This window comes from [Pseudomonas] carboxydohydrogena (assembly GCF_029030725.1).
GTDB classification, from domain to species: Bacteria; Pseudomonadota; Alphaproteobacteria; order Rhizobiales; family Xanthobacteraceae; genus Afipia; species Afipia carboxydohydrogena.
Genome location: NZ_CP113162.1, coordinates 1,766,128 through 1,790,255 on the forward strand (window position 1 = coordinate 1,766,128; position 24,128 = coordinate 1,790,255).

At 62.6% G+C, this 24,128-nt stretch carries 22 protein-coding genes and 1 tRNA gene; 10 read left to right on the forward strand and 13 right to left on the reverse strand.

Annotated features, from left to right (window positions below):
- Window positions 1-2 precede the first annotated feature (2 nt).
- On the forward strand, window positions 3-1,745 hold the full coding sequence (locus AFIC_RS08670) for an ABC transporter permease (RefSeq protein ID WP_275245853.1): 1,743 nt from the start codon (window positions 3-5) through the stop codon (window positions 1,743-1,745).
- Between the two features lie 9 nt (window positions 1,746-1,754).
- Complete coding sequence (locus tag AFIC_RS08675) at window positions 1,755-2,849, forward strand: ABC transporter ATP-binding protein (RefSeq protein ID WP_275245854.1); 1,095 nt, start codon at window positions 1,755-1,757, stop codon at window positions 2,847-2,849.
- Window positions 2,850-2,885: 36 nt separating this feature from the next.
- Here AFIC_RS08675 and AFIC_RS08680 read toward each other — a convergent pair whose 3' ends face one another.
- The 3 genes from AFIC_RS08680 to AFIC_RS08690 all read right to left on the reverse strand — a co-directional run bounded on the left by AFIC_RS08680 (window position 2,886) and on the right by AFIC_RS08690 (window position 4,396).
- A complete protein-coding gene (locus AFIC_RS08680; protein ID WP_275245855.1) occupies window positions 2,886-3,557 on the reverse strand; it encodes a CPBP family intramembrane glutamic endopeptidase in 672 nt (223 codons plus the stop codon).
- A 153-nt stretch (window positions 3,558-3,710) separates the two neighbouring features.
- A tRNA-Ser gene (locus tag AFIC_RS08685) sits at window positions 3,711-3,800 on the reverse strand.
- A 65-nt stretch (window positions 3,801-3,865) separates the two neighbouring features.
- The gene (locus AFIC_RS08690; RefSeq protein WP_275245856.1) at window positions 3,866-4,396 is read right to left on the reverse strand and encodes a DUF2478 domain-containing protein; all 531 of its coding nucleotides are present in this window, start codon (window positions 4,394-4,396) and stop codon (window positions 3,866-3,868) included.
- Between the two features lie 217 nt (window positions 4,397-4,613).
- Here AFIC_RS08690 and AFIC_RS08695 point away from each other — a divergent pair, with 217 nt between their 5' ends.
- The 7 genes from AFIC_RS08695 to AFIC_RS08725 all read left to right on the forward strand — a co-directional run bounded on the left by AFIC_RS08695 (window position 4,614) and on the right by AFIC_RS08725 (window position 11,735).
- Window positions 4,614-5,438 (forward strand): septal ring lytic transglycosylase RlpA family protein, encoded by an 825-nt coding sequence (locus tag AFIC_RS08695; protein WP_275245857.1) that lies wholly within the window; start codon window positions 4,614-4,616, stop codon window positions 5,436-5,438.
- 119 nt (window positions 5,439-5,557) lie between these two features.
- Entirely contained in the window at window positions 5,558-6,784 is a 1,227-nt protein-coding gene (locus AFIC_RS08700; RefSeq protein WP_275245858.1) for a D-alanyl-D-alanine carboxypeptidase family protein, read from the forward strand.
- A gap of 3 nt (window positions 6,785-6,787) precedes the next feature.
- Window positions 6,788-7,486: a dTMP kinase gene (gene tmk / locus AFIC_RS08705; RefSeq protein ID WP_275245859.1), complete on the forward strand. Its 699-nt coding sequence runs from the start codon at window positions 6,788-6,790 to the stop codon at window positions 7,484-7,486.
- The gene (locus tag AFIC_RS08710; RefSeq protein ID WP_275245860.1) at window positions 7,483-8,526 is read left to right on the forward strand and encodes a DNA polymerase III subunit delta'; all 1,044 of its coding nucleotides are present in this window, start codon (window positions 7,483-7,485) and stop codon (window positions 8,524-8,526) included. The genes tmk and AFIC_RS08710 overlap by 4 nt, the downstream gene beginning before the upstream one ends.
- Window positions 8,527-8,572: 46 nt before the next feature.
- Window positions 8,573-10,144: a methionine--tRNA ligase gene (gene metG / locus AFIC_RS08715; protein WP_275245861.1), complete on the forward strand. Its 1,572-nt coding sequence runs from the start codon at window positions 8,573-8,575 to the stop codon at window positions 10,142-10,144.
- Entirely contained in the window at window positions 10,144-10,938 is a 795-nt protein-coding gene (locus AFIC_RS08720; protein WP_275245862.1) for a TatD family hydrolase, read from the forward strand. The genes metG and AFIC_RS08720 overlap by 1 nt, the downstream gene beginning before the upstream one ends.
- On the forward strand, window positions 10,935-11,735 hold the full coding sequence (locus tag AFIC_RS08725) for an MBL fold metallo-hydrolase (protein WP_275245863.1): 801 nt from the start codon (window positions 10,935-10,937) through the stop codon (window positions 11,733-11,735). Before AFIC_RS08720 ends, AFIC_RS08725 begins: the two co-directional genes overlap by 4 nt.
- Window positions 11,736-11,882: 147 nt before the next feature.
- Here the strand turns inward: AFIC_RS08725 and AFIC_RS08730 are convergent, their stop codons facing one another.
- Both AFIC_RS08730 and queC read right to left on the reverse strand, forming a co-directional pair.
- Window positions 11,883-12,362 (reverse strand): cupredoxin domain-containing protein, encoded by a 480-nt coding sequence (locus tag AFIC_RS08730; protein WP_420833388.1) that lies wholly within the window; start codon window positions 12,360-12,362, stop codon window positions 11,883-11,885.
- A gap of 38 nt (window positions 12,363-12,400) precedes the next feature.
- Entirely contained in the window at window positions 12,401-13,132 is a 732-nt protein-coding gene (gene queC / locus AFIC_RS08735) for a 7-cyano-7-deazaguanine synthase QueC (protein ID WP_275245864.1), read from the reverse strand.
- 111 nt (window positions 13,133-13,243) lie between these two features.
- Between queC and mazG the strand changes: the two genes are divergently transcribed.
- Window positions 13,244-14,083 carry a nucleoside triphosphate pyrophosphohydrolase gene (gene mazG / locus AFIC_RS08740; protein WP_275245865.1) on the forward strand — a complete coding sequence of 280 codons (840 nt, stop codon included), beginning with the start codon at window positions 13,244-13,246 and terminating at the stop codon, window positions 14,081-14,083.
- Between the two features lie 2 nt (window positions 14,084-14,085).
- On the opposite strand, the gene hflX is transcribed toward mazG, so the two are convergent.
- The 8 genes from hflX to dusB form a co-directional block, all read right to left on the reverse strand.
- The gene (gene hflX, locus AFIC_RS08745) at window positions 14,086-15,477 is read right to left on the reverse strand and encodes a GTPase HflX (RefSeq protein WP_275245866.1); all 1,392 of its coding nucleotides are present in this window, start codon (window positions 15,475-15,477) and stop codon (window positions 14,086-14,088) included.
- A 9-nt stretch (window positions 15,478-15,486) separates the two neighbouring features.
- Window positions 15,487-15,735: an RNA chaperone Hfq gene (gene hfq, locus AFIC_RS08750; protein ID WP_009339450.1), complete on the reverse strand. Its 249-nt coding sequence runs from the start codon at window positions 15,733-15,735 to the stop codon at window positions 15,487-15,489.
- A gap of 171 nt (window positions 15,736-15,906) precedes the next feature.
- Window positions 15,907-16,764, reverse strand: coding sequence for a D-amino-acid transaminase (locus tag AFIC_RS08755; RefSeq protein ID WP_275245867.1), 858 nt, complete (start codon window positions 16,762-16,764; stop codon window positions 15,907-15,909).
- A 3-nt stretch (window positions 16,765-16,767) separates the two neighbouring features.
- Complete coding sequence (gene ntrX, locus AFIC_RS08760; RefSeq protein WP_275245868.1) at window positions 16,768-18,138, reverse strand: nitrogen assimilation response regulator NtrX; 1,371 nt, start codon at window positions 18,136-18,138, stop codon at window positions 16,768-16,770.
- Window positions 18,128-20,407 carry a sensor histidine kinase NtrY-like gene (locus AFIC_RS08765; protein WP_275245869.1) on the reverse strand — a complete coding sequence of 760 codons (2,280 nt, stop codon included), beginning with the start codon at window positions 20,405-20,407 and terminating at the stop codon, window positions 18,128-18,130. Before AFIC_RS08765 ends, ntrX begins: the two co-directional genes overlap by 11 nt.
- 151 nt (window positions 20,408-20,558) lie before the next feature.
- Window positions 20,559-22,004, reverse strand: a complete 1,446-nt coding sequence (gene ntrC, locus AFIC_RS08770) for a nitrogen regulation protein NR(I) (RefSeq protein WP_275245870.1) — start codon at window positions 22,002-22,004, stop codon at window positions 20,559-20,561.
- A 9-nt stretch (window positions 22,005-22,013) separates the two neighbouring features.
- Complete coding sequence (locus AFIC_RS08775) at window positions 22,014-23,171, reverse strand: two-component system sensor histidine kinase NtrB (protein WP_275245871.1); 1,158 nt, start codon at window positions 23,169-23,171, stop codon at window positions 22,014-22,016.
- On the reverse strand, window positions 23,168-24,121 hold the full coding sequence (gene dusB / locus AFIC_RS08780; protein ID WP_338063157.1) for a tRNA dihydrouridine synthase DusB: 954 nt from the start codon (window positions 24,119-24,121) through the stop codon (window positions 23,168-23,170). Before dusB ends, AFIC_RS08775 begins: the two co-directional genes overlap by 4 nt.
- Window positions 24,122-24,128 lie beyond the last annotated feature (7 nt).

Genomic DNA, 24,128 nt, shown 5'->3' on the forward strand with positions numbered 1-24,128 from the left:
GCATGACGGCGATTGGCCTTCATAACAACCGGCGCGGGACATTCGTGTCCCGCGTCCTCAATGGTGCGACATGGGGCCAGGTCAGTGTTGCCTTGCTGATTCTGGCCTTTCTGCTTGTTTTCCTGGTCTGGCCGGTCGCGACCGTTGTCTGGGTGGCTTTCACCGAAAAAGGCAGCGGCCTTTTCACCTTCGCGAACTTCATCGATTTCTTCAAAACCGATCTGTTCATTCGGTCGTTCTGGAACTCGCTCTACGTCTCGGCAATGGCCGTGGCCGGCGCCTCGATTCTGGCGATGCCGCTGGCTTATTTCACATCGCGGTTTGCGTTTCGCGGCACGGGGCTGATTCAGATATTGGGATTTCTTCCGCTCATCATGCCGCCGTTCGTCGGCGCGGTGGCGCTGCAACTGTTTTTCGGCCGTAACGGCACGGTTAATCTGCTGCTCGACGACTGGTTCGGATTCAAGCTTGGGTTCATGGAAGGGCTGAACGGGATCATCTTCGTTCAGTCGATCCATTATTTTCCTTTTATCCTCATCAATCTGTCGGCGGCGTTGCGCAACGTCGATCGCTCGATGGAAGAGGCGGCGCAGAATCTGGGATCGCACGGATTCCGGCTCTTCCGGCGTATCGTGTTTCCGCTCGCGCTGCCGGGCTATGTCGCGGGCGCTTCTCTCGTCTTCGTCAAGGTGTTCGACGATCTGGCGACGCCGCTCCTCCTGAACGTCAAGGACATGCTCGCGCCGCAGGCTTACCTGCGCGTGACCTCGATCGGCATTGCTGATCCGATGGGGTATGTGATTTCCGTGGTCCTGATCGTGGCCTCGGTCGCCTCGATGTGGGTCTCCTCTCTCGCCACGCGCAACATCGACTATGCCACGACCCAGCGCGGCGGCGGCGGCATCGCCAAGCGGAAATTGCGGCCGTGGGAAATGGCGCTGGTTTATGTCGTGCTCACGCTCATCATCCTGCTGGTGCTCGCGCCGCATTTCGGGCTGTTGTTGCTGTCGTTTGCGACGATCTGGTCGTTCTCGCCGCTGCCGGACGGCTACACCGTGGCGCACTATGTGCGCGTGTTCGGCGAAAGCTCGATCTACATCAAGAACACGCTGCTCTATGCCTCGCTGGCAGGCATCATCGACATCGTGATCGGAACGGCGATCTCGTACCTCGTGTTGCGTACGAAACTGTTCGGAGCGCGTGGTCTCGACCTTCTGGCGACTGCGGCGCTGGCGATTCCCGGCGTCGTGCTCGGTATCGGTTATCTGCGGGCGTTCTATGGCATCCCGCTATGGGACGGAACACCGCTGGCGTCGCTCTGGGTTGTCATCGTCCTGGCCTTGGCGATCCGGCGTCTGCCTTATGCGCTGCGTGCTTGCTACGCAGCGCTCCAGCAGATTTCGGCCTCGCTCGAGGAGGCTGCGGAAAATCTCGGAGCCACCAAGGCGAGCACCGTGCGGCGGATCGTCGTGCCGCTGATGACGGGTGGCCTTGTCGCGGGCTTCATCACGAGCTTTGCGACCGCGGCGGTCGAATTGTCCGCCACGCTGATGCTGGTTCAGGCCAATCAGGATGCGCCTCTCGCCTATGGGCTTTACGTTTTCATGCAATCGGCCGCCGGTCGCGGGCCCGGTGCGGCGCTTGGCGTCATCGCCGTGGTGATTGTCGCGCTGAGCACCGTCGCGTCCCAGTATGTGATTGAGCGCGAGCGACGCACCAAGGCCGGCAGCACGCCGAATGAATAGGGGGCACCTTTGACGGATACGAACACCCAGCACCCCGGACTTGAGGTGAAAGCTCTCGATCTCAAGATCGACGACATCAGCGCGGCCTATGGCGATAATGTCGTTCTCGACGGCATCAATCTCGATATTCAACCGGGAGAACTGTTCGCGCTTCTCGGCCCCTCCGGTTGCGGCAAGACCACGCTGTTGCGGCTGATCGCAGGCTTTGCCGACGCACGGCATGGCCGGATCGTGGTCGGCGGCAAGGAGATTTCGGCGCTGCCGCCATGGAAGCGCGATGTCGGCATGGTATTCCAGTCCTATGCGCTGTGGCCGCATATGACTGTTGGCGACAACGTCGCGTTCGGCCTTCGCGAGCGCCGTCTGCCGCGCGCCGAGATCAAGCGGCGCGTGGAAGCGGCGCTGAGTTTCGTGGGCTTGACGAGCCAGATCGATCGTCGGCCGTCGCAACTCTCCGGCGGCCAGCAACAGCGCGTGGCGCTGGCGCGCACCATCGCCATCGAGCCGAAAATTCTTCTGCTCGACGAACCGCTATCGAATCTCGATGCCAAGCTGCGCGTGCAGGTGCGCCGCGAATTGCGCGCGTTGCAGAAGTCGCTGGGCCTGACCACCGTGATCGTGACCCACGATCAGGAGGAGGCCAACACGATCTGCGATCGTGTTGCGGTCATGAATGCAGGCAAGGTCCAGCAGGTCGGCACGCCGACCGAATTGTACGAGCATCCGGTCAATCTGTTCGTCGCGCAGTTTCTCGGCACGGCGAATGTCGTCGAAGGCAAAGTGACCAATACGGGATTCCAGTCGGACCTCGGCATCGAGTTGCCATTGCCGAAAGACGTCGAGGTGGAGCCGAACGCCAAGCCGGTTTTCCGTCCGCAGGACACTCAACTGGTGCACAAGGGGCAATCCGGTGAGAGCCAGCCATCAATGCCGGGCGAGATCGTCGAGCGGGAATTTCTCGGCAGCACGATCCGCTATGGCGTGAAGGCGGGATCGAGTCATATCTGGATCGATGCGCCGTTCCGCTCCGGCTCTTCGCTCATGGAGATCGGCGATGCCGTCGAGGTGACGGTGCCGGTTGATCGGCTGTTGTGGCTTGCGTGATTGCTGTCAATCAAACCGCAGAGTGACTCGCAGGTTCTAAAGCGTTGCGTAGTATAGAAGGTGAAGTGCGTTATATACGGCATGGATAGCAAAAGGAGGCCACAGGGAGCCGGTTTTTCGAAACAGCAGACCTGTCAGGATGCCGACCATGAATGCATCCAGCAGGATCACGCTCGGGCCATGAACCACGGCGAATATTGAGGCACTCCCAACCACCCCGGCCCATGGTCCATATCGGTTGAGTGCACTGGCGATAACGCCCCTGAAAACGACTTCCTCGCCGAAAGGTGTGAAGACAGCGCCGGCGAGAAGAAGGGCGAGCAGCGATAACGTGCCTCCTGATGCGGCGGCCTGAAAATCAGCCTGTGTGTTCGGTTCGGTGATGAAGCGGAAGTAGGCCGCCTCGATAAGGAAGCTGAGACCGAAGGCGAAAATGCCGAGTGCTGCTCCCGCAGCCAACCACTTCGGTTTTGTCATCCGAAATCCGAAGGCGTGAAAGTCACGGAGACGCAAGGCGAATGCCGCAAGCAATGCGGCGACGCCAGCGATGCCATTTACCCCCATTCCAACGATGCCGCGTAAGGCAGCCTGTTCGGAAGGTGTCTGCACCATCCACAGGCCGAGCGCTGCGATCAGGACCAGATAGGTCATCAATGCGGCCGCGGCTTCGGGCCAGCCCGGCTGACGACGCGCTTCGTTATTGGACATCAAATTCGAGGCAATGATTGAGCGGCTTTCCGAAAAGGCTGTGCCATCATCATCCTCTTCCTCGCCTTGCTATCGAGCCGACATCATAAGTGGGCCGGATCGTGCGATCCACGGCATAGACCTGATTTCATGTCATGGATGCAATTGGCGTTCTGGCGGAAGGGGTGGGATTCGAACCCACGGTACCCTTGCGGGCACGCCGGTTTTCAAGACCGGTTCCTTAAACCACTCGGACACCCTTCCACAGGACCCCTATCAGGGTGACGCCTGTTTAGGGCACCTTCCAAGGCGGCGTCAACGCGGGCAACTCACACCGTGATGGATTGACCAGCCTTCAGGCCCGCCCACCATTTGCGGATGGCCGCAAGGTTGTCGGGGATCATGGTCGTGCCGCCGGTGAATTCCGCCCATGCGTCGCGATGCTTCTCCGACACCGTGGTCAGAATCGGCTTGCCCGCGGCGGCCGCGGCTTCAAAAGCAGGGCGCAATCCACCGCCCATTCCTTCGAGCTTTCCGAATTTGCTCAACACCACGACATCGCTCGTCTCGATCTGGCCGAGCAGCGCCATGCAGGCGGCATCGACGCCGCTGCCGTCGAGATGGCACGAGGTGTTGATGGGCGGGCTCTCCAGATACATCGCAAACCGCGCCTCGCTTGCGAGGTCGCGCAGAAAACCCGCCGCGCAGCTCCGGTCGGGCAGGGAATGTGTCTCGGCGACAAGACCGACGACCTTCACGCCCGAGCTGCGCCACTCCTGAACCTGCGCCTCAAACAACGACTGGATCGCCTGGCTGTCGGGCCCGATCACGGTGGCGATGGATGCGGAGAGAGGGGACATGGTCATGGCTCGAAAGGCTAGTATCCCACCATGCGCCCGGGTTTGAGATAGCTCAAGTACCGGCGGAAAGGGCGCGGATTCGGCGCTCGCGAAGTCAAGGGCGGCAACGATCAATTTACCACACGCAATAGCCCCCGTTTCGCTTGCGCCCGCTATGGTTTATGCTGCGTTGCAGCCGATGGTGCCGGGCGGGGGCGCCACAAAGTTACGGACGTCTATGGGGATGATCAATCAACACGCGGCACGCCGTGCCTGCCAGCTTTTGCTGGGTGCCGGTGCATGCCTGCTGCTCGCCAATTGCGCGCCCGGCAAATTCGTCAACCGATTCGATCCCAAATACGGCGTCTCATCCAGCCCGCGCGTGGTCGATTTCGACAAGCCGGTGCCGAAGGGCGGCGGAACCTACCGCATCGGCAAGCCCTATCAGGTCGCGGGCCGCACCTACGTGCCCGAAGAAAACACCCATTATCGCGCCGAGGGGCTGGCCTCCTGGTATGGCGATGACTTCCACGGGCGTCTCACCGCCAATGGCGAAGTGTTCGACATGACCTCGATCACCGCCGCCCATCCGACCCTGCCGATGCCATGCTACGTCCGCGTCACCAATACCGCCAACGGCAAGTCCCTGATCGTCCGCGTCAACGACCGCGGCCCCTATCACGGCAATCGCATTATCGACGTTTCGCACCGGGCCGCGACCCTGCTCGATTTCAAGAGCAATGGCGTGGCGCGGGTGAGGGTGGAATATGTCGGCCGGGCCCCGCTGGAGGGGTCCGATGACGCGATGCTGGTCGCGACGCTGCGGACCAACGAACCGGCCCCTGCGCCATCCAGCATTCGGCTGGCCTCGGCGGCGGCGTTCGTGCCTCAGATGTCCGCCCCGCAAGGCGTCGTCCGGGCGGACGTGCCGCTACCGGCCGAGCGGCCATATACCCTCGGGGCTACGGAAGTGGCCGACAGCGCCGAGTTGCGGTCAAGCTACCAGGCGGCGGGCTACGCAACTCCGAACAGCGATCCCGGGGCAGGCCGCGGCCTTTATTGATCGTCTTTTGAGGTCGCTGGCTGGGGGCGGTTCCCGAACCTCCGTTGTTTGGCCGGGTCTCTCCTGATACAAGCCGGGCCATGGCTTCTCGATCCGAAATTGCGGGAATCACAGGACAAATGAGCCGTTTTGCGGCCTCGGGCGTGCGCGTTTTTGGTGCGCTTCTGCTGGTTGCCGGACTCGTGCTGGCCCCGGTTCACGCAGCCAATCACAGCGTTCAGGGCGCGGTGAAAAAGGAGGAGGGCGGCATCGACACCGATGCGCCGACCGCGATCCTGATCGATGCCAAGACCGGCAGCGTGCTGTTCGAGAAGAATGCCGACGAACTGCGGGCGCCGTCGAGCATGATGAAGCTGATGACCGCCGAGGTCATCTTCCATGCGCTGGCCAAGGGCGAGATCAAGCTGACCGATGAATATCGCATCAGTGAGAATGCGTGGCGCAAGGGCGGCGCGCCGTCGGGCTCATCGACCATGTTCGCCGCGATTCACAGTCAGGTCAGCATCGACGACCTTCTGCACGGCCTTGTGATCCAGAGCGGCAATGATTCATGCATCGCGCTCGCGGAAGGTTATGCCGGCAGCGAGGATGCTTTCATCAACAGGATGCAGGCGCGCGCGAAAGAGCTCGGCCTCACGCGCTCAACTTTCGGCAACACCAACGGGCTGCCGAACCCTGACAACAAGATGTCCGTGCGAGAACTGTCCCACCTCGCGCGCCATATCATTTTGACCTATCCGGATTTCTACAAGCTGTTTGGCGAGCGCGAATTCACCTGGAACAAGATTCGTCAGATGAACCGCAATCCGCTCCTGGGCGCGCTCGACGGTGCGGATGGATTGAAGACTGGCTACACCAAGGAGGGTGGCTACGGCATGGTCGGCTCCGCCGTTCAGAACGGCACCCGGCTGATTGTCGTCGTCAATGGTCTTGAAGATTCCGGCGATCGTGCCTCTGCGGCCAAGCGGCTGCTGGAATGGGGCTTCAAGAATTTTGAATCCCGTACGCTGTTCGATGCCGGACAGACGATTGCTTATGGCAAGGTGTTCGGCGGCGATCGCGGTTCGGTCGAGCTTCACGCCGACGAGCCCGTGAGCGTGATGGTGCAGAAGAACGGTAACGACAAGCTGCTCGCGCGTATCATCTATACTGGTCCAATTCATGCGCCGGTGCAAAGCGGCCAGCGGGTCGGCATGCTCAGGCTTTGGCGCAACGGAAATCTCGCATTGGAGGTGCCGGTGCATGCCGGTCAATCGATCGGCATCGGCTCGATGACAAGTCGCGCGCTTGATGGTGCGAGCGAGCTGGTCATCGGTGCGTTCCGTACCGGCATCCAGAAGCTGTGATGCATGGCGAAACGCGCCGCAAAATCCATGCCTCGCCAAGGTCACGCCATCGGCCGCTTCATCACTTTTGAAGGCGGTGAGGGGTCGGGCAAGTCCACGCAGATCCAGATGCTGGCGGATTCCCTGAAGTCCCGGGGCATCGAGACTTTGGTGACGCGCGAGCCGGGCGGATCGCCCGGCGCGGAAATCGTCCGGCACTTGTTGTTGTCGGGCGTCGGCAAGCTGCTGGGAGCGGATGCCGAAACCTTGCTGTTCGCGGCCGCGCGCGACGATCATGTGCATCAGGTCATCAGGCCCGCGCTGGACAAGGGCACATGGGTGCTGTGCGATCGCTTCACCGACTCCACCGCCGCCTATCAGGGCGCTGCGGGGAAGGTCGATCCGGCGTTCATCCGGGCGCTGACGCATGCGACCATCGGCAGACTGGAGCCGGACCTGACATTTATCCTCGACGTGCCCGTTGCTGTCGGCCTGATGCGGGCGATCAAGCGGCGCGGGCTGGCGACAGCGGACAGGTTTGAAGGAGAAAGTCTCTCCTTCCATGAGAGCCTTCGCGAAGCCTACCGCAAGATCGCGGCGGATAATCCCGCGCGCTGCGTCGTGATCGATGCCAATGCTGAACCGGTCAAGGTGGCGGAGCGTATTCGTGAAGCATTGCAAAGCCGCCTGCCTGCCCCATCATCAGTGGGAGCAGGCGCATGAGCGCACGAAGTACGCAGACGGATATGCCTTCCGTCCCGCATCCGCGCGAGACGACTTCCCTCTATGGCCACACGGCGGCGGAAGCCGCGCTGCTGACCGCCTACAAGAGCGGGCAGATTCCGCATGCCTGGCTGATTGGCGGCGGGCAGGGCATCGGCAAGGCGACGCTGGCCTATCGGATGGCGCGCTTTGTGCTGGCGCATCCCGATCCTTCTTCGGTGGATGTGCAGCAAGCATCATCCTTGCAGGTCGATGCGCCGCATCCGGTGGCGCGGCAGGTCGCAGCCGGAAGCCATGGTGGATTGCTGACGCTGGAGCGCACCGCCAACGACAAAGGCGTGATGCGCAGCGTCATCACGGTCGATGAATCGCGCGAGACGATTTCCTTCTTCGGCTCCACGGCGGCGGTGGCGGGGTGGCGGGTCTGCATCGTCGATACGGTCGACGAACTGAACGCCAACGCCTCCAATGCGCTTCTCAAGATTCTGGAGGAGCCGCCATCGCGCTCGCTGTTTCTGCTCGTCAGCAACATGCCCTCGCGGGTGCTGGCGACGATTCAGTCGCGCTGCCGCAAGCTGTCGCTGCGGCCATTGCCGGCGGAGGAGGTTGTTGCTGCCGCTGCCGAGGCCATGCAGTCCGATGCGGCCGATCCGCAATTGCGCGAGGCGGCGGCAGCGGCCGATGGCAGCGTGGCTCATGCGTTGACACTGATGGGCGGCGAGGCGCTCGGCCTGCAACAGCGTACGGCGGCCCTGCTCGACATTCTGCCACGGCTCGACCAACGCGCGCTGCACACTCTGGGAGATGCGCTGTCGCTCAATGATCGCGTGGCCTTGCGAACTTTCGTGGAAACGGTGGAGCGCTGGCTGTCCGCGCGGCTCCGCGCCGACGAATTGCAGTCGAATTTGCCGCGTCTTGCACGGTTTGCCGAGGTATGGGAAAAGATCGGCAAGGCCGCCCGCGAAACGGAATCATTCAATCTGGAACGAAAACCGCTGGTGTTTTCGGTATTTGGATGGCTCGCCGAAGCGTCCGCCTGAGCCCGACGGATCACCCGACCGATATCAATGAAAGGCCTTCGCACGCATGGCGAATGCAGAGACTTCATCCCGCTCTCGCTTCTACATCACGACCGCGATTGCCTATCCGAACGGCGCTCCGCACATCGGTCATGCTTATGAGGCGATTGCGACCGACGCGCTTGCGCGCTTCCAGCGGCTCGATGGCAAGGATGTGTTCTTCCTGACCGGAACCGACGAGCACGGGCTGAAGATGATCCAGACCGCGCAGAAGGAGGGTATGACGCCGCACGAACTGGCGACCCGCAATGCGGGGCGGTTCAGGGAGATGGATCAGCGGCTCAACATTTCCTTCGATCGATTCATTCGCACGTCTGAGCCCGCGCATCATGCTTCGACGCAGGAAATCTGGCGTCGGATGGCGGCGAGCGGCGACATTTATCTCGACAGCTATGCGGGCTGGTACTCGGTGCGCGACGAAGCTTATTACGCCGAGGATGAAACCACCGTCGGCGAGGACAAGGTGCGCCGTGGCCCGCAAGGGACACCGGTGGAGTGGGTGGAGGAGAAAAGCTATTTCTTCAAGCTCTCCGCCTATCAGGACAAGTTGCTGAAGCTCTACGAAAGCCAGCCCGATTTCATCGGGCCGGATTCGCGGCGCAACGAGATCGTCAGTTTCGTGAAAGGCGGCCTCAAGGATCTGTCGGTTTCGCGCACCACATTCGACTGGGGCGTGAAGGTGCCGAACGATCCAGAGCACGTGATGTATGTGTGGGTCGATGCGCTGACCAATTACATCACCGGCATCGGCTTTCCCGACGAGAAGGATGCCAACTGGAAGTATTGGCCCGCCGATGTGCACATCATCGGCAAGGACATCATCCGTTTCCATGCGGTGTACTGGCCTGCGTTCCTGATGGCGGCAGGCATTCCGGTGCCGAAGCGCGTCTATGCCCACGGCTTTCTGTTCAACCGCGGCGAGAAGATGTCGAAGTCGGTCGGCAACGTGGTCGATCCGTTCGCGCTCGCGGATCAATACGGCGTCGATCAGTTGCGCTATTTCCTGCTTCGCGAGGTGCCGTTCGGACAGGACGGCAACTACAATCACGAGGCCATCGTCGCGCGCACCAACGCCGATCTTGCCAACGACCTCGGCAATCTCGCGCAACGCTCATTGTCGATGATCGGCAAGCAGCATGGCGGCATCGTGCCGGAGCCGGGCGCTTTCAGCGACAACGACAAGGCGATTTTGGCGCAGGCCGACGCCATGCTGGCGCAGGCCCGCGAGGCGATGGCGACGCAACAGATTCATATGGCGCTGAACGCGATCTGGGCCGTGGTGGCCGAGGCCAACCGTTACTTCGCGGGCGAGGCGCCATGGGCTCTGGCCAAGACCGATCCCGCACGCCAGAAGACCGTGCTTTACGTCACCGCCGAAGTGGTTCGTCAGATCGCTATCCTCGCGCAATCGGTCATGCCGGATGCGATGGCGAAGATGCTCGATATCCTGGCCGTTCCGGCGGATGCGCGCGATTTCGCGGCGCTCGCGAACCGCATCAAACCCGGAACGCAACTTCCGCCGCCCGCGCCGGTTTTCCCGCGTTACATCGAACCAACCGATCCTGCGGCCAAAAGCTGATGCTCGTCGACAGCCATTGCCATCTCGATTTTCCGGATTTCGCCGACGATCTCGACGGCATCGTCGCGCGTGCCGAAGCGGCGGGGGTTGGGCGCATCGTCACGATATCGACGCGGGTGAAGCGCGTCGATGGACTGCGTGCGATCGCCGAGCGTTTCCCGAGCGTCTATTTCTCGGTCGGCACCCATCCGCATCAGGCCGACGAGGAAGACGGGATTCCGGCAAGCGAACTGATTGCGCTGTCGCGCCATCCCAAGGCCGTGGCGTTCGGCGAAGCTGGGCTCGATTATTTCTACAAGAATTCGTCGCCCGAGGCACAGGCACGCGGTTTCCGCACCCACATTGCGGCGGCGCGTGAAACCGGCCTGCCGCTGGTGATCCACACCCGCGAGGCGGACGAGGATTGCGGCCGCATTCTCGACGAGGAAATGGAGAAGGGGCCTTTTCGCGCGGTTCTGCATTGCTACACGGGCGGACTTGAGCTTGCGAAGAAGGCCGTCGCGCACGGTCTCTATGTGTCGTTCACCGGCATTCTGACCTTCAGGAATTCTCAGAACGTACGCGATGTCGCGGCCGAGATTCCACTCGACCGCATGATGGTGGAGACCGACGCGCCCTTCCTTGCTCCCGGCAAATATCGCGGCAAGCGCAACGAGCCGTCTTTTGTGACCGAGACTGCAAAGGCGCTGGCCGAACTGCGCGGCGTCTCGTTCGAGGAAATCTCCCGCCAGACCACGGAGAATTTCTTCCGGTTCTTCGACAAGGTTCCGCGCCCGGACAGCGACGCCACATGAGTCTCGTCTTTACCATTCTCGGCAGCGGATCGTCGGCTGGTGTGCCGCGCCCGGCGTTGGGTTGGGGTGCATGCGATCCGGCAAATCCGAAGAACCGCCGCCGCCGCTGTTCGGCCATGGTCGAGCGCACAAGCGACGCCGGTATCACGCGCGTGCTGATCGACACGTCGCCTGATCTGCGCGAACAGCTTATCGACGCCGATGTCGATCACATCGACGCGGTGTTCCTGACCCATGAGCACGCCGACCAGACCCACGGCATTGATGATCTTCGCTCCGTGGTGCTGCACCAGAAACGGCGGATTCCGACCTATCTGAATCAGTCCACTGCCCGCGATATCGACCAGCGGTTCTCCTATTGCTTCCGCTCGCCACCCGGCAGCGACTATCCGCCGATTCTGGATCGCTGCTCGATCGAGGCCGGTGAAAGTCATACGATCGACGGGAAGGGCGGTCCAATCACCCTGACCGCTTTCTGGGTCCAGCACGGCAGCATTCCGGCGCTCGGCTATCGTATCGGCGATGCCGCCTACACCCCCGACTTGAACGACATTCCGCCGGAAAGTTTTCCGGCACTCGAGAACCTCGGCCTGTGGGTGGTCGACGGGCTGCGCTACACGCCGCATCCGAGCCATTTCTCCGTGGCCCATGCGTTGCATTGGATCGACCGTTTCAAGCCGCGCCGCGCCGTCATCACCAACATGCACGCCGACCTCGATTACGAGGAACTGCGCGGAAAACTGCCTGCCGGCGTGGTCCCGGGCTATGACGGGATGCGGCTCGAACTGGAGCCGTAGGCTTTCAACCTATGGCAGCTATCTCGCCCAATCCTTTGAATTATCTGCAAATCTAACCATATAAATATATTCCATAATATACCTTATGCGAATTATGAGTTGATCCAGACGAAGCTGGCCGTTTGGCCTTGAGCCGGTGTTTGGCGGTCATTTGACGATGACGGTCCCGACCATTCCCGCTTCGCGGTGACCCGGGATCAGACAGGAATATTCAAACGTCCCGCGCCTGGTGAATTTCCAGACGATCTCGGCGGCCTTTCGCGGCGGCAAACGTTTGCCGTTCGGATCGTCGTGCGTCATGTCCGGATTCTTTGCCATGGCATCGGCATGTTTGAGATTGTCGGACGTGCTCGCCAGCAGAAACTCGTGATCGAGATCACCATTGTTGCGCAGGACAAACTTGATCTGCTCGCCCTTGCGGACCTCGATCCTGTCCGGCGCGTAAATCATCTTGCCGTTGGCCTCGGTCATTGTGACGTGAACAACCCGCGCGGCTTTCCTGGCGTCGCCCGGTTCGCCTGCCGAATATTCGGCGTGGTGGTGGTGGCCGCCCGCGCCTGCTGCCCATGCGGACGGCGAGATCATTGCAACAAAACATGCGGCGCCGGCGCGATGAAATGTATTCATGTCCTTTCTCCCCAGGATGGCTCGGGTGACTTCTGGTCTCATCCTTCTGCCGTCGCGGCGTAGCGCTTCCAGCCGGACGCTCGAAGTTCGCAGGCCGGGCATCGTCCGCAGCCATAGCCCCAATCATGCAGCGCGCCGCGTTCGCCGAGATAGCATGTGTGCGAATGCTGCACGATCAGATCGACCAAGGGCTTGCCGCCGAGTTCATGCGCCAGCTCCCATGTCTGCGCCTTGTCGCGCCACATCAGCGGCGTGTGCAACTCAAACGCGTGGCCCATGCCCTGATTGAGCGCGACGTTGAGCGATTTGATCGTCTCGTCGCGGCAGTCCGGGTAGCCGGAATAATCCGTCTCGCACATGCCGCCGACGATATGACGAATCCCGCGCCGGTAGCCGAGCGCGGCGGCGAAGGTGAGGAACAGCAGGTTGCGGCCGGGCACGAACGTGTTGGGCAGGCCACCCTCTTCCATTTCAATGGCGATATCGCGTGTCAGCGCGGTGTCTGAAATTTCCGCGAGCGTCGGAATGGCGAGCGTGTGTGCTTCGCCGAGTCGCGCCTCCCAGTCGGGACGAATCTGTTTGAGGCCCTCGATCAGCGCCGCGCGACATTCCAGTTCGATGGCGTGTCGTTGGCCGTAGTCGAAGCCGAGCGTCTCGACACGCTCGAAGCGCGACAGCGCCCATGCGAGACAGGTCGCGGAATCCTGCCCGCCGGAAAACAGCACCAGCGCGGCGTTTTCGGGTGTTTTGTCCATGGCCCGATCTATCATTCGGGATGGGCCGCGCCAACCGTGGAATATCGGGATTGAACCCAGGATTGAGGCTGGGCGAATGCTGACCGATGCGGCATAGAAAGGCATCCGCCATCATTCCGGTGCTCCATGAAATCCCCGTCGAACCCGACCGACATTGCCGCCATCCTTGAGGTCATGGCCGCGTTACGAACGCCCGTCACCGGCTGTCCGTGGGATCTGGAGCAGACCTTCGCGACGATCGCGCCCTACACCATCGAGGAAGCCTACGAAGTGGCGGATGCGATCGCGCGCGGTGACCTCGATGATCTGCGCGAGGAACTGGGCGATCTTCTGCTTCAGGTCGTCTATCACGCGCGCATGGCCGAGGAACAAGGCGCCTTTGCGTTCCCTGATGTGGTTGCAGCGGTCGTCACCAAGATGGTGCGCCGTCATCCGCATGTATTCGGTGACAAGGCCGGACGCATGTCGCCCGTCGAGGTGAAAGAAAGCTGGAGCCGGATCAAGGCCGAGGAAAAAGCCGAACGCGCTCTACGCCGTGGCGAGGAGCCTGCGCAGGCGCTCTCTCTGCTCGCTTCGGTGAAATCCGGACAGCCTGCGCTGGCGCATGCCCTCGCGCTTCAGGAGAAAGCCGGCACGGTTGGATTCGACTGGAACGATCCGCGCGCGGTGCTCGCCAAGATCCGTGAGGAGGCCGACGAGATCGAAGCAGCGCTCGATGGCGGCGATGCAAGGGAAATCGCGGCGGAAACCGGTGATCTTCTATTCGCCGTGGTCAACCTCGCGCGCCACGCCGCAGTCGATCCGGACATGGCCCTGCGTGCGGCCAGTGCGAAGTTCGAGCGGCGCTTTGGTCATATCGAGCAGGAACTGGCGAAAAAAGGCGTGCCGCTTGGGCAGGCGACGCTCGACGACATGGAAGCTCTGTGGCGCGAGGCGAAGTCGCGTGAAAACGGGAGTGGCGGCTAGTTTCAGTCGCCCTGCTCACGCGGCACCGCGCCGAAACGCGCAATGGCGATATCGCGCTTGGTCTCATCCACGCGGATCACCATGTTGAAATGATTTTCATCGAGATGCTTGTCGAGCACCTCGGCATTGCGGTGAATCCAGCTGATGCCTGCGCCATCTGTCGCATCGACGCGAAGATCGAGCGTGAACCGGGTGGCTGCAAGCCGCTCCTCGATCGCGGCCAGCAATGCGTCGATGCCCTCGCCCGTTTCCGCCGAGACGAGAAAACATGGCCGTTCCGGCGGCCGCCGCGCGGCGATGCGCGCGAGATTTTCGCGCTCCTCCGGCGAAAACCTGTCGATCTTGTTCCAGACCTCGATCAGGCGATGGCTTGAATCGGTCTCGACGTTCAACTGCCGCAGCACCTGATCGACATCGCGTTCCTGTGCCTCGGCGTCTTCATGTGAAATGTCGCGGACATGCAGGATCACATCGGCCTCGATGACCTCCTCCAGCGTGGCGCGGAATGCCGCCACCAGCATGGTCGGCAGGTCGGAGATGAATCCCACGGTGTCCGAGATCATCGCCTTGCCGCCATGCGGCAGCTTGAGCGCGCGCAAGGTCGGATCGAGGGTGGCGAACAGCATGTCGGCGGCCTGCACGTCCGCGCGCGTCAGGCGGTTGAACAGCGTCGATTTTCCGGCATTGGTGTAACCGACGAGAGCGACGACACGATACGGCACGCGCTGGCGTCCGGCGCGATGCAGCCGCCGCGTTGCCTGCACCTTCCTCAGGTCGTTCTCAATGCGGGTGATGCGCTCGCCGATCATGCGGCGGTCGGCCTCGATCTGGGTCTCGCCGGGGCCGCCCATGAATCCGAAGCCGCCGCGCTGGCGCTCCAGATGCGTCCATGATCGCACCAGGCGGCTGCGCTGGTAGATCAGATGCGCGAGTTCGACCTGGAGCGTGCCCTCGCGCGTCTTGGCGCGGCGGCCGAAGATTTCGAGGATAAGCCCGGTGCGGTCCAGCACCTTGACGTTCCATTCCTTCTCGAGATTGCGCTGCTGGATCGGCGATAGCGCGCAATCCATCACCACAAGCTCGACCTCATGCGCCTTGATGAGACCGAGGATTTCCTCGACCTTGCCGGTGCCGAGATAGGTCGCGGGCCGAATCTCGGACAGCGGCGCGATCAGGGCTTCGACGACAACGAGGTCGATGGCGCGTGCAAGGCCGGCCGCCTCATCGAGGCGGGCCTGCGGATCGCGCACGGCGTCTGTCTGGGAGGAAAGGTCGGCGCCGCCACGCCGCGCGCGCCGGTATGGGCCGACAACGAGCACCCGGCCCGTCGCGCGTCCCTGTGCCGGTTGCCCCCCCGGCCGATCGGCTGCCCCGCCGAAACTATGCGGGTCCAATCAAGGTCCTCAAGCTGGAGCGTCCTCGCCGCCCTCGAACAGCGAGATCGGAGCACCCGGCATGATGGTCGAAATCGCATGCTTGTAGACAAGCTGCGAATGACCGTCGCGCCGCAGCAGCAGGCAGAAATTGTCGAACCAGGTGACAATGCCCTGCAATTTGACGCCGTTGACGAGGAATATCGTCAGCGGGATCTTCGATTTGCGAACGTGATTGAGAAAAGTGTCTTGCAGATTCTGTGCGCGATCGGCTGCCATTGTTATTTTTTCCGCAGTCGTAGCTGTTTCTTGTTGTCTCCCGCCCGCATTCTTGCGGACGGACGCACCCCCTGAGATCCCCCTCCGGGTGTTGCACCGCGATTAAAGGGCAGGCCCAAAGGTTAGGCAAGGCCACATCGTAGGCATAACGGCCTAAATCAGCCAAAAATCTCAAGAAAACGACGAAAAACCATGGAAATGGTCGCGCAGCTTCAGGGCAATCGGCCCCGGAGCGCCGGTTCCGACCGGCTTCCCGTCGATCTTCACCACCGGCATCACGATCTGGGTGGACGCGGTGACGAACGCCTCGGCCGCTTCATGGGCCTCTGCCGCTGTGAAGGGGCGTTCCTCCAGCCGGATTTGAAGGGCGGCCAGCACCTCCATCAGCACCGCGCGGGTAATGCCGGGCAGGATGCCGCTTTCGGCCGAGCGCGTAACCACGGTGCCCGCTTTGGTAACAATCCATGCGTTGCTGGACGAGCCCTCGGTGACACAACCATCGGAACCAACGAACCACGCTTCATAGGCGCCCTGCTCCTTGGCCTGCTGCTTGGCGAGCACGTTCGGCAGCAGCGACACCGATTTGATATCGACGCGCGGCCAGCGGTTTTCCGGCACGGTGATGACAGCGATGCCCTTGGCCGCCATGGCCTGATTCTTCTCGAAGTTCAGGCTTTTCGCGGTGATCGTCAGGCTCGGCTTGACTGCGGGAGACGGGAAGGCGTGATCGCGGTGGGCGACGCCGCGCGTGATCTGAAGATAGATCAGGCCGTAATGGACGCGGTTGCGACGAACGACTTCATGCATCACGGCCGCAAGCGCTGCCTCCCCCATCGGCATTGCAATGCGGATTTCGCTGAGCGAACGCTTCAGCCGCGCCATGTGCCGGGGCAGATCGACCAGCGATCCGTTGCGGATTTCGCAGACCTCATAGACGCCGTCGGAAAACTGGTAGCCGCGGTCCTCGATATTGACGGCTGCATCGCGCAGATCGCAATAGCGGCCGTTGACGTAAGCAATGCGCGCCATCGGTCAGCCGACTCCCAGCGCCTTGAGCTTGCGATGAAGTGCCGACCGCTCCATGCCGACGAATTCCGCCGTGCGCGAAATGTTGCCGGAGAAGCGGCTGATCTGGGCGATCAGATAGTCGCGCTCGAACACTTCGCGGGCCTCGCGCAGCGGCAGTCCCATGATGTGTTCGCCGTTCACGCCGGTCGGCATCGCCGGAATCATCGAGCCTACATCCTGCGGCAGCATGTCGGCGGTGATCGTCGCCTCCGGCTCGCCGCCGGCCAAAATCATCACGCGCTCGATGTTGTTGCGCAACTGGCGCACGTTGCCCGGCCAGACATGCGATTGCAGCACCGCCATCGCGTCCTCGCCGATCTTGCGTTTCGGCAGGCCCGTGGTGCTCGAAATCTGGTCCATGAAATAATCGACGAGTTCGGGAATGTCCTCGCGACGCTCGGCCAGCGGTGGCACCCGGATAGGCACCACCGAAAGGCGGTGATAGAGGTCTTCGCGGAAACGTCCTTCCGCGATCTCCGCTTCCAGATTGCGCGAGGTGGACGAGATGATGCGGACATCGACATTCACCTTGGTCGTGCCGCCCGCGCGCTGGAAGGTCTGATCCACCAGCACGCGCAGAATCTTGTTCTGCGTCTCGCGCGGCATGTCGGCGATTTCGTCGATGAACAGCGTCCCGCCATGCGCCTCCTCGAGCGCGCCCGCCTTGCGGCCGGTCTCGCCATCGGCGAGTTCGACGCCGAACAGCTCGACTTCCATCCGCTCCGGCGTGATCGCGGCCGCGTTGATGACGACGAACGGGCCCGATGCGCGGCTCGACAGATTGTGCAGCGTGCGCGCGACCAGTTCCTTGCCTGCGCCAGACGGTCCCACGATCATGATACGGCTGTTGGCCTTGCCCGCGCGATCGATGGTCTGGCGCAACTGGTTCATGCAGGGCGACTTGCCGACCAGCGAGCCGGAGGATGGCGCGAGCTGTTTCAATTCGCGGACTTCGCGCTTGAGCCGCGAATTCTCCAGTGCGCGGGTCGCGACCAGTACCAGCCGGTCGGCCTTGAAGGGCTTTTCGATGAAGTCGTAGGCGCCGCGCTTGATCGCCGCGACAGCGGTTTCGATGTTGCCGTGACCGGAGATCATCACGATCGGCACATCGGTATGATCTTTCTTGATCTGTTCGAGCAGTTGCAATCCGTCAAGCTTGCTGCCCTGCATCCAGATGTCGAGGAAGATCAGGTTTGGCCGACGAGTGGATATTTCCGCCAGCGCGGTGTCGCTGTCGCGCGCGGTTCGCGTCTTGTATCCCTCGTCGTCGAGAATGCCGGCGACGAGGTCGCGGATGTCGGCTTCGTCGTCAACGATCAGAATGTCATTCGCCATGGGTTGCTTCCGCTGTTTCTGTCTTTTGTGGCGTATCGCTGGTCTTTACGTCGGTGTCTTTCGCGCGACCTGAGACGGCAAAGCGCAGCCTTACCCACGCGCCCCTCTGCCCCGGCCTGATGTTGGAGGCATCGTTCAATTCGATCTTGCCGCCATGATCCTCAAGTACGCGCCCGACGATAGCGAGGCCGAGGCCGGTGCCCTTCTCGCGTGTGGTCACGTAAGGCTCGAGCAGCCGGGCGCGGCTTTCCTTGGGCAGGCCGACGCCGTTGTCGATGACGTCGATGATGATGTCGTCATCCTCCTGCGCGGCCGTGACATCGATCCGTCCCTTGCCGAGTTCTTCCTGTGGCACCGCGCCGATCGCCTCAGTGGCGTTCTTGATGATGTTGGTCAGGGCCTGCGAGATCAGCCGCCGGTCGAAATGAGCCCGCATCGGGTCTTGCTTGATGTCGGCCTCGATATCGATATCGGGATGGCCGACCCGCATCAGGAACACGGCCTGCCGCACGGTGTCGGCGACGTCCTCGCCCTCGATCACGGGCTTCGGCATTCGCGCGAACTTGGAGAACTCGTCCACCATGCGGCGGATGTCATCGACCTGCCGCACGATGGTGTCGGTGCACTGGTCGAACACCGCGCGATCCTCGACGATGGTCTTGCCGAACTTGCGGCGGATGCGTTCCGCCGACAACTGGATCGGCGTCAATGGATTCTTGATTTCGTGCGCGATGCGCCGTGCCACGTCCGCCCATGCGGAAGTGCGCTGCGCCGACACCAGCTCGGTGATGTCGTCGAGCGTGATGATGTAGCCTTCCTGCGCCTGCCCCGATTGCTCGGCGGTGATACGGACGGAGAGATTGCGCGCGACACCCGCGCGGTTGATCTCGATCTCGCCTTGCAACAGGCGATGCGAGCCGCTCCTGGCGTTCGCCATCAATTCGTTCAGTTCGGGCACAACCTCGGACAGTGGATGGTTGACCGCTTCGGTCTCAACAAGGCCAATCAGTTTTTCCGCCGACCGGTTGAGAATGCCGATCCTGCCTTCGCTATCGACGCCGATGATGCCCGCGCTCGCTGACGACAGCACGGCTTCGATGAAGCGGCGGCGACTGTCGATCATGTTGCTGGCGCTCACAAGCTCGTCGCGCTGGGTGCGCAGCTCCTGCGTCATCTTGTTGAAGGTTTCGCCGAGGTTGGCGAGATCGCCCTCGGACTTGATCACCGGCACCTGAACGTGCAGGTCGCCGGTCGAAACCAGATTGGCGGCGCTCATCAGCCGCCGGATCGGCGCCACCAGACGGTTCGAGAAATTCAGGCCGATCACCACGGCCGACATCAGCACCGTCAGGGCGATCACGGTGAACATCAGCGCGAAGGCGACCTGAATGCCGAGCTTGCGCGATTCAAGCTCGCTATATTCGGCGACGCTCGCCTGCGTTTGCCGCAACTGCGCGACAACGCGCGGATCGAGCAGCCGCGCCACATACAGGAACGTATCCTGAAACGCGCGTAGCCGGATCACCGCCGCGACATAGTTCTGCTGGATGAAAACACCGATCTGCGGGTCGTCCTCGGTGACGTTCGTGAGAAAATCCGGCGCTGGCGTGGTAAAGGTCTGGGTAATGCCGTTGGCGGCGGTCTCGAGAACATTGCTGTCCTTGTCGATGATCATCGCGCCCGGCAAATCGCGTGCTCTCGCGTTTTGTGTCAGCACGTTGCGGAAGCTCTGGCGGTCCTGATCCCACAACGGCCGCGCGTTGTTGAGGTCGTTGGCCATGCCGAGCACGTCGCCACGGATCAACTGGGCGTGCTCGTACAGATAGGCGTTGGCAATCGTCAGCGAATTCTGGATCACGGCCTTGGTCGGGCCGGAAAACAATCGGTCGAGGCCGCGGTCGAGCGTGACGTTGGCGACGATCGAGACCAGCACGGCCGGAAGAACCGCGATGACCGAAAACAGCGCCACGATCTGAACGTGGAGGCGCGCCGCCGCCCGTCCCCGCCGCCGTGCCTGGATCACCAGCCAGATTTCCCGCCCGATGATCAGCAGCAGCAGCAGGATGGTCGCTGCGTTGATCAGAAGGAAACCGATCACGACCTCATGGGTCGGCGTGATCGGCGTGAGGCCGGTCAGCACCACGAAAGTGAGAAACGCGGAGATCAACGCCAGCGCGACCGCGACCGGCATCAGCAGCCAGCGCAGCCGCCTGCCCTGCGGCTCGGCAAAGCGGGGTTCGATCGAGGCCGAGGTCTCCGACGCGGTCATGCCCGATGATGCAAGAGGAGATAAATCGATGCGGCATTACCGCATCAGTGATGCATTCATATCACAATGTTGCCGAATTGCGACAATTCCTAGGCGTGCCCGTAGGCGATTTTGCCCTATCCAATGGCAAAATGCCCCGGGTGAGAGACGCCTAGCCGGTGCGGTAGACCTGAATATCGAGGTCGCGGATTTTCTTGCGCAATGTGTTGCGGTTCAGCCCGAGAAGATCGGCGGCCCGGATCTGATTGCCCCGCGTTGCCACCAGGGCGGCGGTCAGTAGCGGAACCTCCATTTCGCGCAAAACCCGATGGTACAGGCCGGGCGGAGGCAGCGCGTTCGGGAAACCCGCGAAGTGTGCCGCGAGATAGCTCTCGACCGCGTTGCCGAGATTCTCGACCTTCTGCGGCCCACCGTTTGAAGCCGCCCCCGTGCCGGCGGCCGGGGCAAGCTCACCCTCGATCACGGAGGCGGTGATGACGTCCTGCGGGTACAGCGCCGCGAGGCGGCGCGCGAGGTTTTCAAGCTCACGCACATTGCCCGGCCAGCGGTGCTGCTTCATCCGCTCCATCGCCTGACTATCGAGCTTCTTCAGCGGCAGGCCGTCCTTCTCCGCCAGCGCGAAGAAGTGCCGGACCAGATCGGGAAGGTCCTCGATGCGTTCGCGCAGAGGAGGAAGTCTCAGCGGCACGACATTGAGACGGAAGAACAAATCCTCGCGGAACAAACCCTGCTGGATCAGGATGCGCAGGTCCTTGTTGGAGGCCGCGACGATCCGCACGTCGGTCTTGATCGCGGTGCGGCCGCCGACTGTGGTGTATTCGCCCTGCTGCAACACGCGCAGCAGTCGCGTCTGCGCCTCCATCGGCATGTCGCCGATCTCGTCGAGGAACAGCGTGCCGCCTTCCGCCTGCTCGAAGCGGCCGGTCGCGCGGGTGTTGGCGCCGGTGAATGCGCCACGCTCATGCCCGAACAGCTCCGACTCAATGAGATCGCGCGGGATCGCCGCCATGTTGATGGCAACGAACGGCCCGTTCCTGCGCTTGCCGTAATCGTGCAGCGCCCGCGCCACCAGTTCCTTGCCGGTGCCGGACTCGCCGGTGATCATCACGGTGAGATCGGTCTGCATCAGCCGCGCCAGCACGCGGTAGATTTCCTGCATCGCGGCGGAGCGGCCGACCAGCGGGATGGAATCGAACTCGCCCTCGTCTGGGGCGCCCGACGGACGCTCCTTGGGCTCCGCCAGCGCGCGGCCGACGATCGCGATCAGTTCCTTCAGGTCGAAGGGCTTCGGCAGATATTCGTAAGCGCCGCGCTCGGACGCGCGGATCGCGGTCATGAAGGTGTTCTGCGCGCTCATGACGATGACGGGCAGGTTCGGCCGCAGCTTCTTGATCCGCGGCAACAGGTCGAAGGCGTTTTCGTCCGGCATCACCACGTCGGTGATGACGAGGTCGCCCTCGCCCTGATTGACCCAGCGCCACAGTGTGGCGGCGTTGCTGGTGAGCCGCACTTCGTATCCGGCGCGGATCAGCGCCTGATTGAGCACGGTGCGGATCGCGGTATCGTCGTCGGCGACTAGAATGCTACCTGCTGGCATGGGTCTTCCTCATGTGGCGCTATCGCGTCTGGAGGCCGTTCCCGCGGCTTCCCCGTCGCTATGGGGTTGGGTTGAGTTGAACATCGGCAGCAGCACGCGGAAGATCGTCTTCCTCGGCTGAGATTCACATTCGATAATGCCGCCATGGTCGCCGACGATCTTGGCGACCAGTGCGAGGCCAAGCCCGCTGCCGGTCGGCTTGGTCGTCACGAACGGATCGAACAGGTTCGGCAACAGATCGTCCGGTACGCCGTGGCCGTTGTCGCGCACGCAGAACTCCAGCGGCAACGATACGCGGGTCGCCTTGCCGGGGATCGACAGGCGCACGCCGGGGCGGAAGGCCGTGGTGAGCGCGATTTCCGGCTCATCGACATCGGCAACCGCCTCGGCGGCGTTCTTCACCAGATTGAGGAAGACCTGAATCAACTGGTCCTGATTGGCGAGGACCGGCGGCAGCGAGGGATCGTAATCCTCGATGAAACGGATGTTGCGTGCGAAGCCGGACTGCGCGAGCCGCTTCACATGATCGAGCACCGAGTGGATGTTGACCGGCCCGCGCGCGACGGGGCGCTCGTCACCGAACACTTCCATGCGATCCACGAGCGTGACGATACGGTCGGCTTCGTCGCAGATCAGCCGCGTCAGCGACCGATCCTCGGGCGTCGCCGCCTGCTCCAGAAGCTGCGCCGCGCCGCGAATGCCTGACAGAGGGTTTTTGATCTCGTGCGCCAGCATCGCGGCGAGCGCGGTGACCGATCGGGCAGCGCTGCGATGGGTCAACTGCCGGTCCATCTTGTCGGCGATGGTGCGGCCCTGAAGCATGACGACGATATGCCCCGGCCGCTCCGGCAGGGGCGCCACGTGAATATCGACCTGCCGGTCGGCGCCGATGCGCGGCGTCGAGAGATCGACCTTGTATTCGTTGACGGCGTTGCCGTCGCGGCGGACCTGTTCGATCAGCCCGAGCAGCGGACTGCCGAAGGGGATGAAATCTTTCAGCGACAGGCGCTTGAGGTGCTGGATCGAGGTTTCGAAGAAGGCTTCCGCCGCCATGTTGGCGTCGGCCACCCGCCCGTCGGGCGCGACCAGCATCACCGGATTAGGCAGCGCGTTCAGCATCGCTTCGCTGATGCCATTGACCGTATGCTCGCCCGCCGCGACGCTCATGCTGCCGCGCTCCGTGCAAATGCATTGAAGGCCCGGTCGAGCATGGCGTGAACGTCATCGGGCCGCTCGCTGGTGAGAATCTTCCCGCGCCATGCCTTCAATGCATCGGCGCCCGCGCCCGCTCCCTCCTCGGCGACATCAAGGCCCCAGCCGAGATGCTTGCGGGCATGACGCAGCCCGATGCGCGCGCCGTAATGGGAAAGAATGTCGTCGTAAAGCGTGCGCAGATAGCCGAGCTGCACGTCGAGCGCCGGATCGGTTTCCGCCGCACCGCCCGCCAACTGCCGCGCGATCTGTCCGGGAAGCCACGGGCGGCCCTGCGCGCCACGGCCGATCATCACCGCGTCCGCGCCGGATTCCGCAAGCGCCGCCACGGCATCTTCGTAACTGGCGATATCGCCGTTGACGACGAGCGGAATGCTGATCGCATCGCGCACGGCACGCACCGCGTTCCAGTCGGCCTCGCCCTTGTAGAACTGGCAGCGGGTGCGGCCATGCACCGTCACCATCCGGATGCCGGCCGCTTCGGCACGCCGTGCGAGTTCAGGCGCATTGAGCGAAGCGTGATCCCAGCCGAGCCGCATCTTCAGCGTCACCGGGATTTTCACTGCCGCGATGGTCGCCTCGATCAGCGTCATGGCATGATCGAGATCGCGCATCAGCGCCGAGCCGGACTGTCCGCCGGTGACGTGCCGCGCGGGGCAGCCCATGTTGATGTCGATGATGTCGGCGCCGCCGCTCTCGGCAATGCGTGCGCCTTCCGCCATCCATTTGGCCTCGCAGCCCGCAAGCTGAACGACATGAGGCCCGATACCGCTCGCCTCGCAGCGCAGAACCGACATCGCCCGCCCGCGCGCGAGATCGTCGCTCGCCGTCATCTCCGACACGACAAGGCCCGCTCCGAGCCGGGCCGCGATACGCCGCAACGGCGCATCGGTGATGCCGGACATAGGCGCC

Excerpts from the sequence above, each read along its gene's own strand:
- AFIC_RS08670 (WP_275245853.1), top strand. The coding sequence starts at position 3 with ATGACGGCGATTGGCCTTCATAACAACCGGCGCGGGACATTCGTGTCC.
- AFIC_RS08680 (WP_275245855.1), bottom strand. The coding sequence starts at position 3,557 with ATGTCCAATAACGAAGCGCGTCGTCAGCCGGGCTGGCCCGAAGCCGCG.
- AFIC_RS08690 (WP_275245856.1), bottom strand. The coding sequence starts at position 4,396 with ATGTCCCCTCTCTCCGCATCCATCGCCACCGTGATCGGGCCCGACAGC.
- AFIC_RS08695 (WP_275245857.1), top strand. The coding sequence starts at position 4,614 with ATGGGGATGATCAATCAACACGCGGCACGCCGTGCCTGCCAGCTTTTG.
- AFIC_RS08700 (WP_275245858.1), top strand. The coding sequence starts at position 5,558 with ATGAGCCGTTTTGCGGCCTCGGGCGTGCGCGTTTTTGGTGCGCTTCTG.
- tmk (WP_275245859.1), top strand. The coding sequence starts at position 6,788 with ATGGCGAAACGCGCCGCAAAATCCATGCCTCGCCAAGGTCACGCCATC.
- AFIC_RS08710 (WP_275245860.1), top strand. The coding sequence starts at position 7,483 with ATGAGCGCACGAAGTACGCAGACGGATATGCCTTCCGTCCCGCATCCG.
- metG (WP_275245861.1), top strand. The coding sequence starts at position 8,573 with ATGGCGAATGCAGAGACTTCATCCCGCTCTCGCTTCTACATCACGACC.
- AFIC_RS08720 (WP_275245862.1), top strand. The coding sequence starts at position 10,144 with ATGCTCGTCGACAGCCATTGCCATCTCGATTTTCCGGATTTCGCCGAC.
- AFIC_RS08725 (WP_275245863.1), top strand. The coding sequence starts at position 10,935 with ATGAGTCTCGTCTTTACCATTCTCGGCAGCGGATCGTCGGCTGGTGTG.
- AFIC_RS08730 (WP_420833388.1), bottom strand. The coding sequence starts at position 12,362 with ATGAATACATTTCATCGCGCCGGCGCCGCATGTTTTGTTGCAATGATC.
- queC (WP_275245864.1), bottom strand. The coding sequence starts at position 13,132 with ATGATAGATCGGGCCATGGACAAAACACCCGAAAACGCCGCGCTGGTG.
- mazG (WP_275245865.1), top strand. The coding sequence starts at position 13,244 with ATGAAATCCCCGTCGAACCCGACCGACATTGCCGCCATCCTTGAGGTC.
- hfq (WP_009339450.1), bottom strand. The coding sequence starts at position 15,735 with ATGGCAGCCGATCGCGCACAGAATCTGCAAGACACTTTTCTCAATCAC.
- AFIC_RS08755 (WP_275245867.1), bottom strand. The coding sequence starts at position 16,764 with ATGGCGCGCATTGCTTACGTCAACGGCCGCTATTGCGATCTGCGCGAT.
- ntrX (WP_275245868.1), bottom strand. The coding sequence starts at position 18,138 with ATGGCGAATGACATTCTGATCGTTGACGACGAAGCCGACATCCGCGAC.
- AFIC_RS08765 (WP_275245869.1), bottom strand. The coding sequence starts at position 20,407 with ATGACCGCGTCGGAGACCTCGGCCTCGATCGAACCCCGCTTTGCCGAG.
- ntrC (WP_275245870.1), bottom strand. The coding sequence starts at position 22,004 with ATGCCAGCAGGTAGCATTCTAGTCGCCGACGACGATACCGCGATCCGC.
- AFIC_RS08775 (WP_275245871.1), bottom strand. The coding sequence starts at position 23,171 with ATGAGCGTCGCGGCGGGCGAGCATACGGTCAATGGCATCAGCGAAGCG.
- dusB (WP_338063157.1), bottom strand. The coding sequence starts at position 24,121 with ATGTCCGGCATCACCGATGCGCCGTTGCGGCGTATCGCGGCCCGGCTC.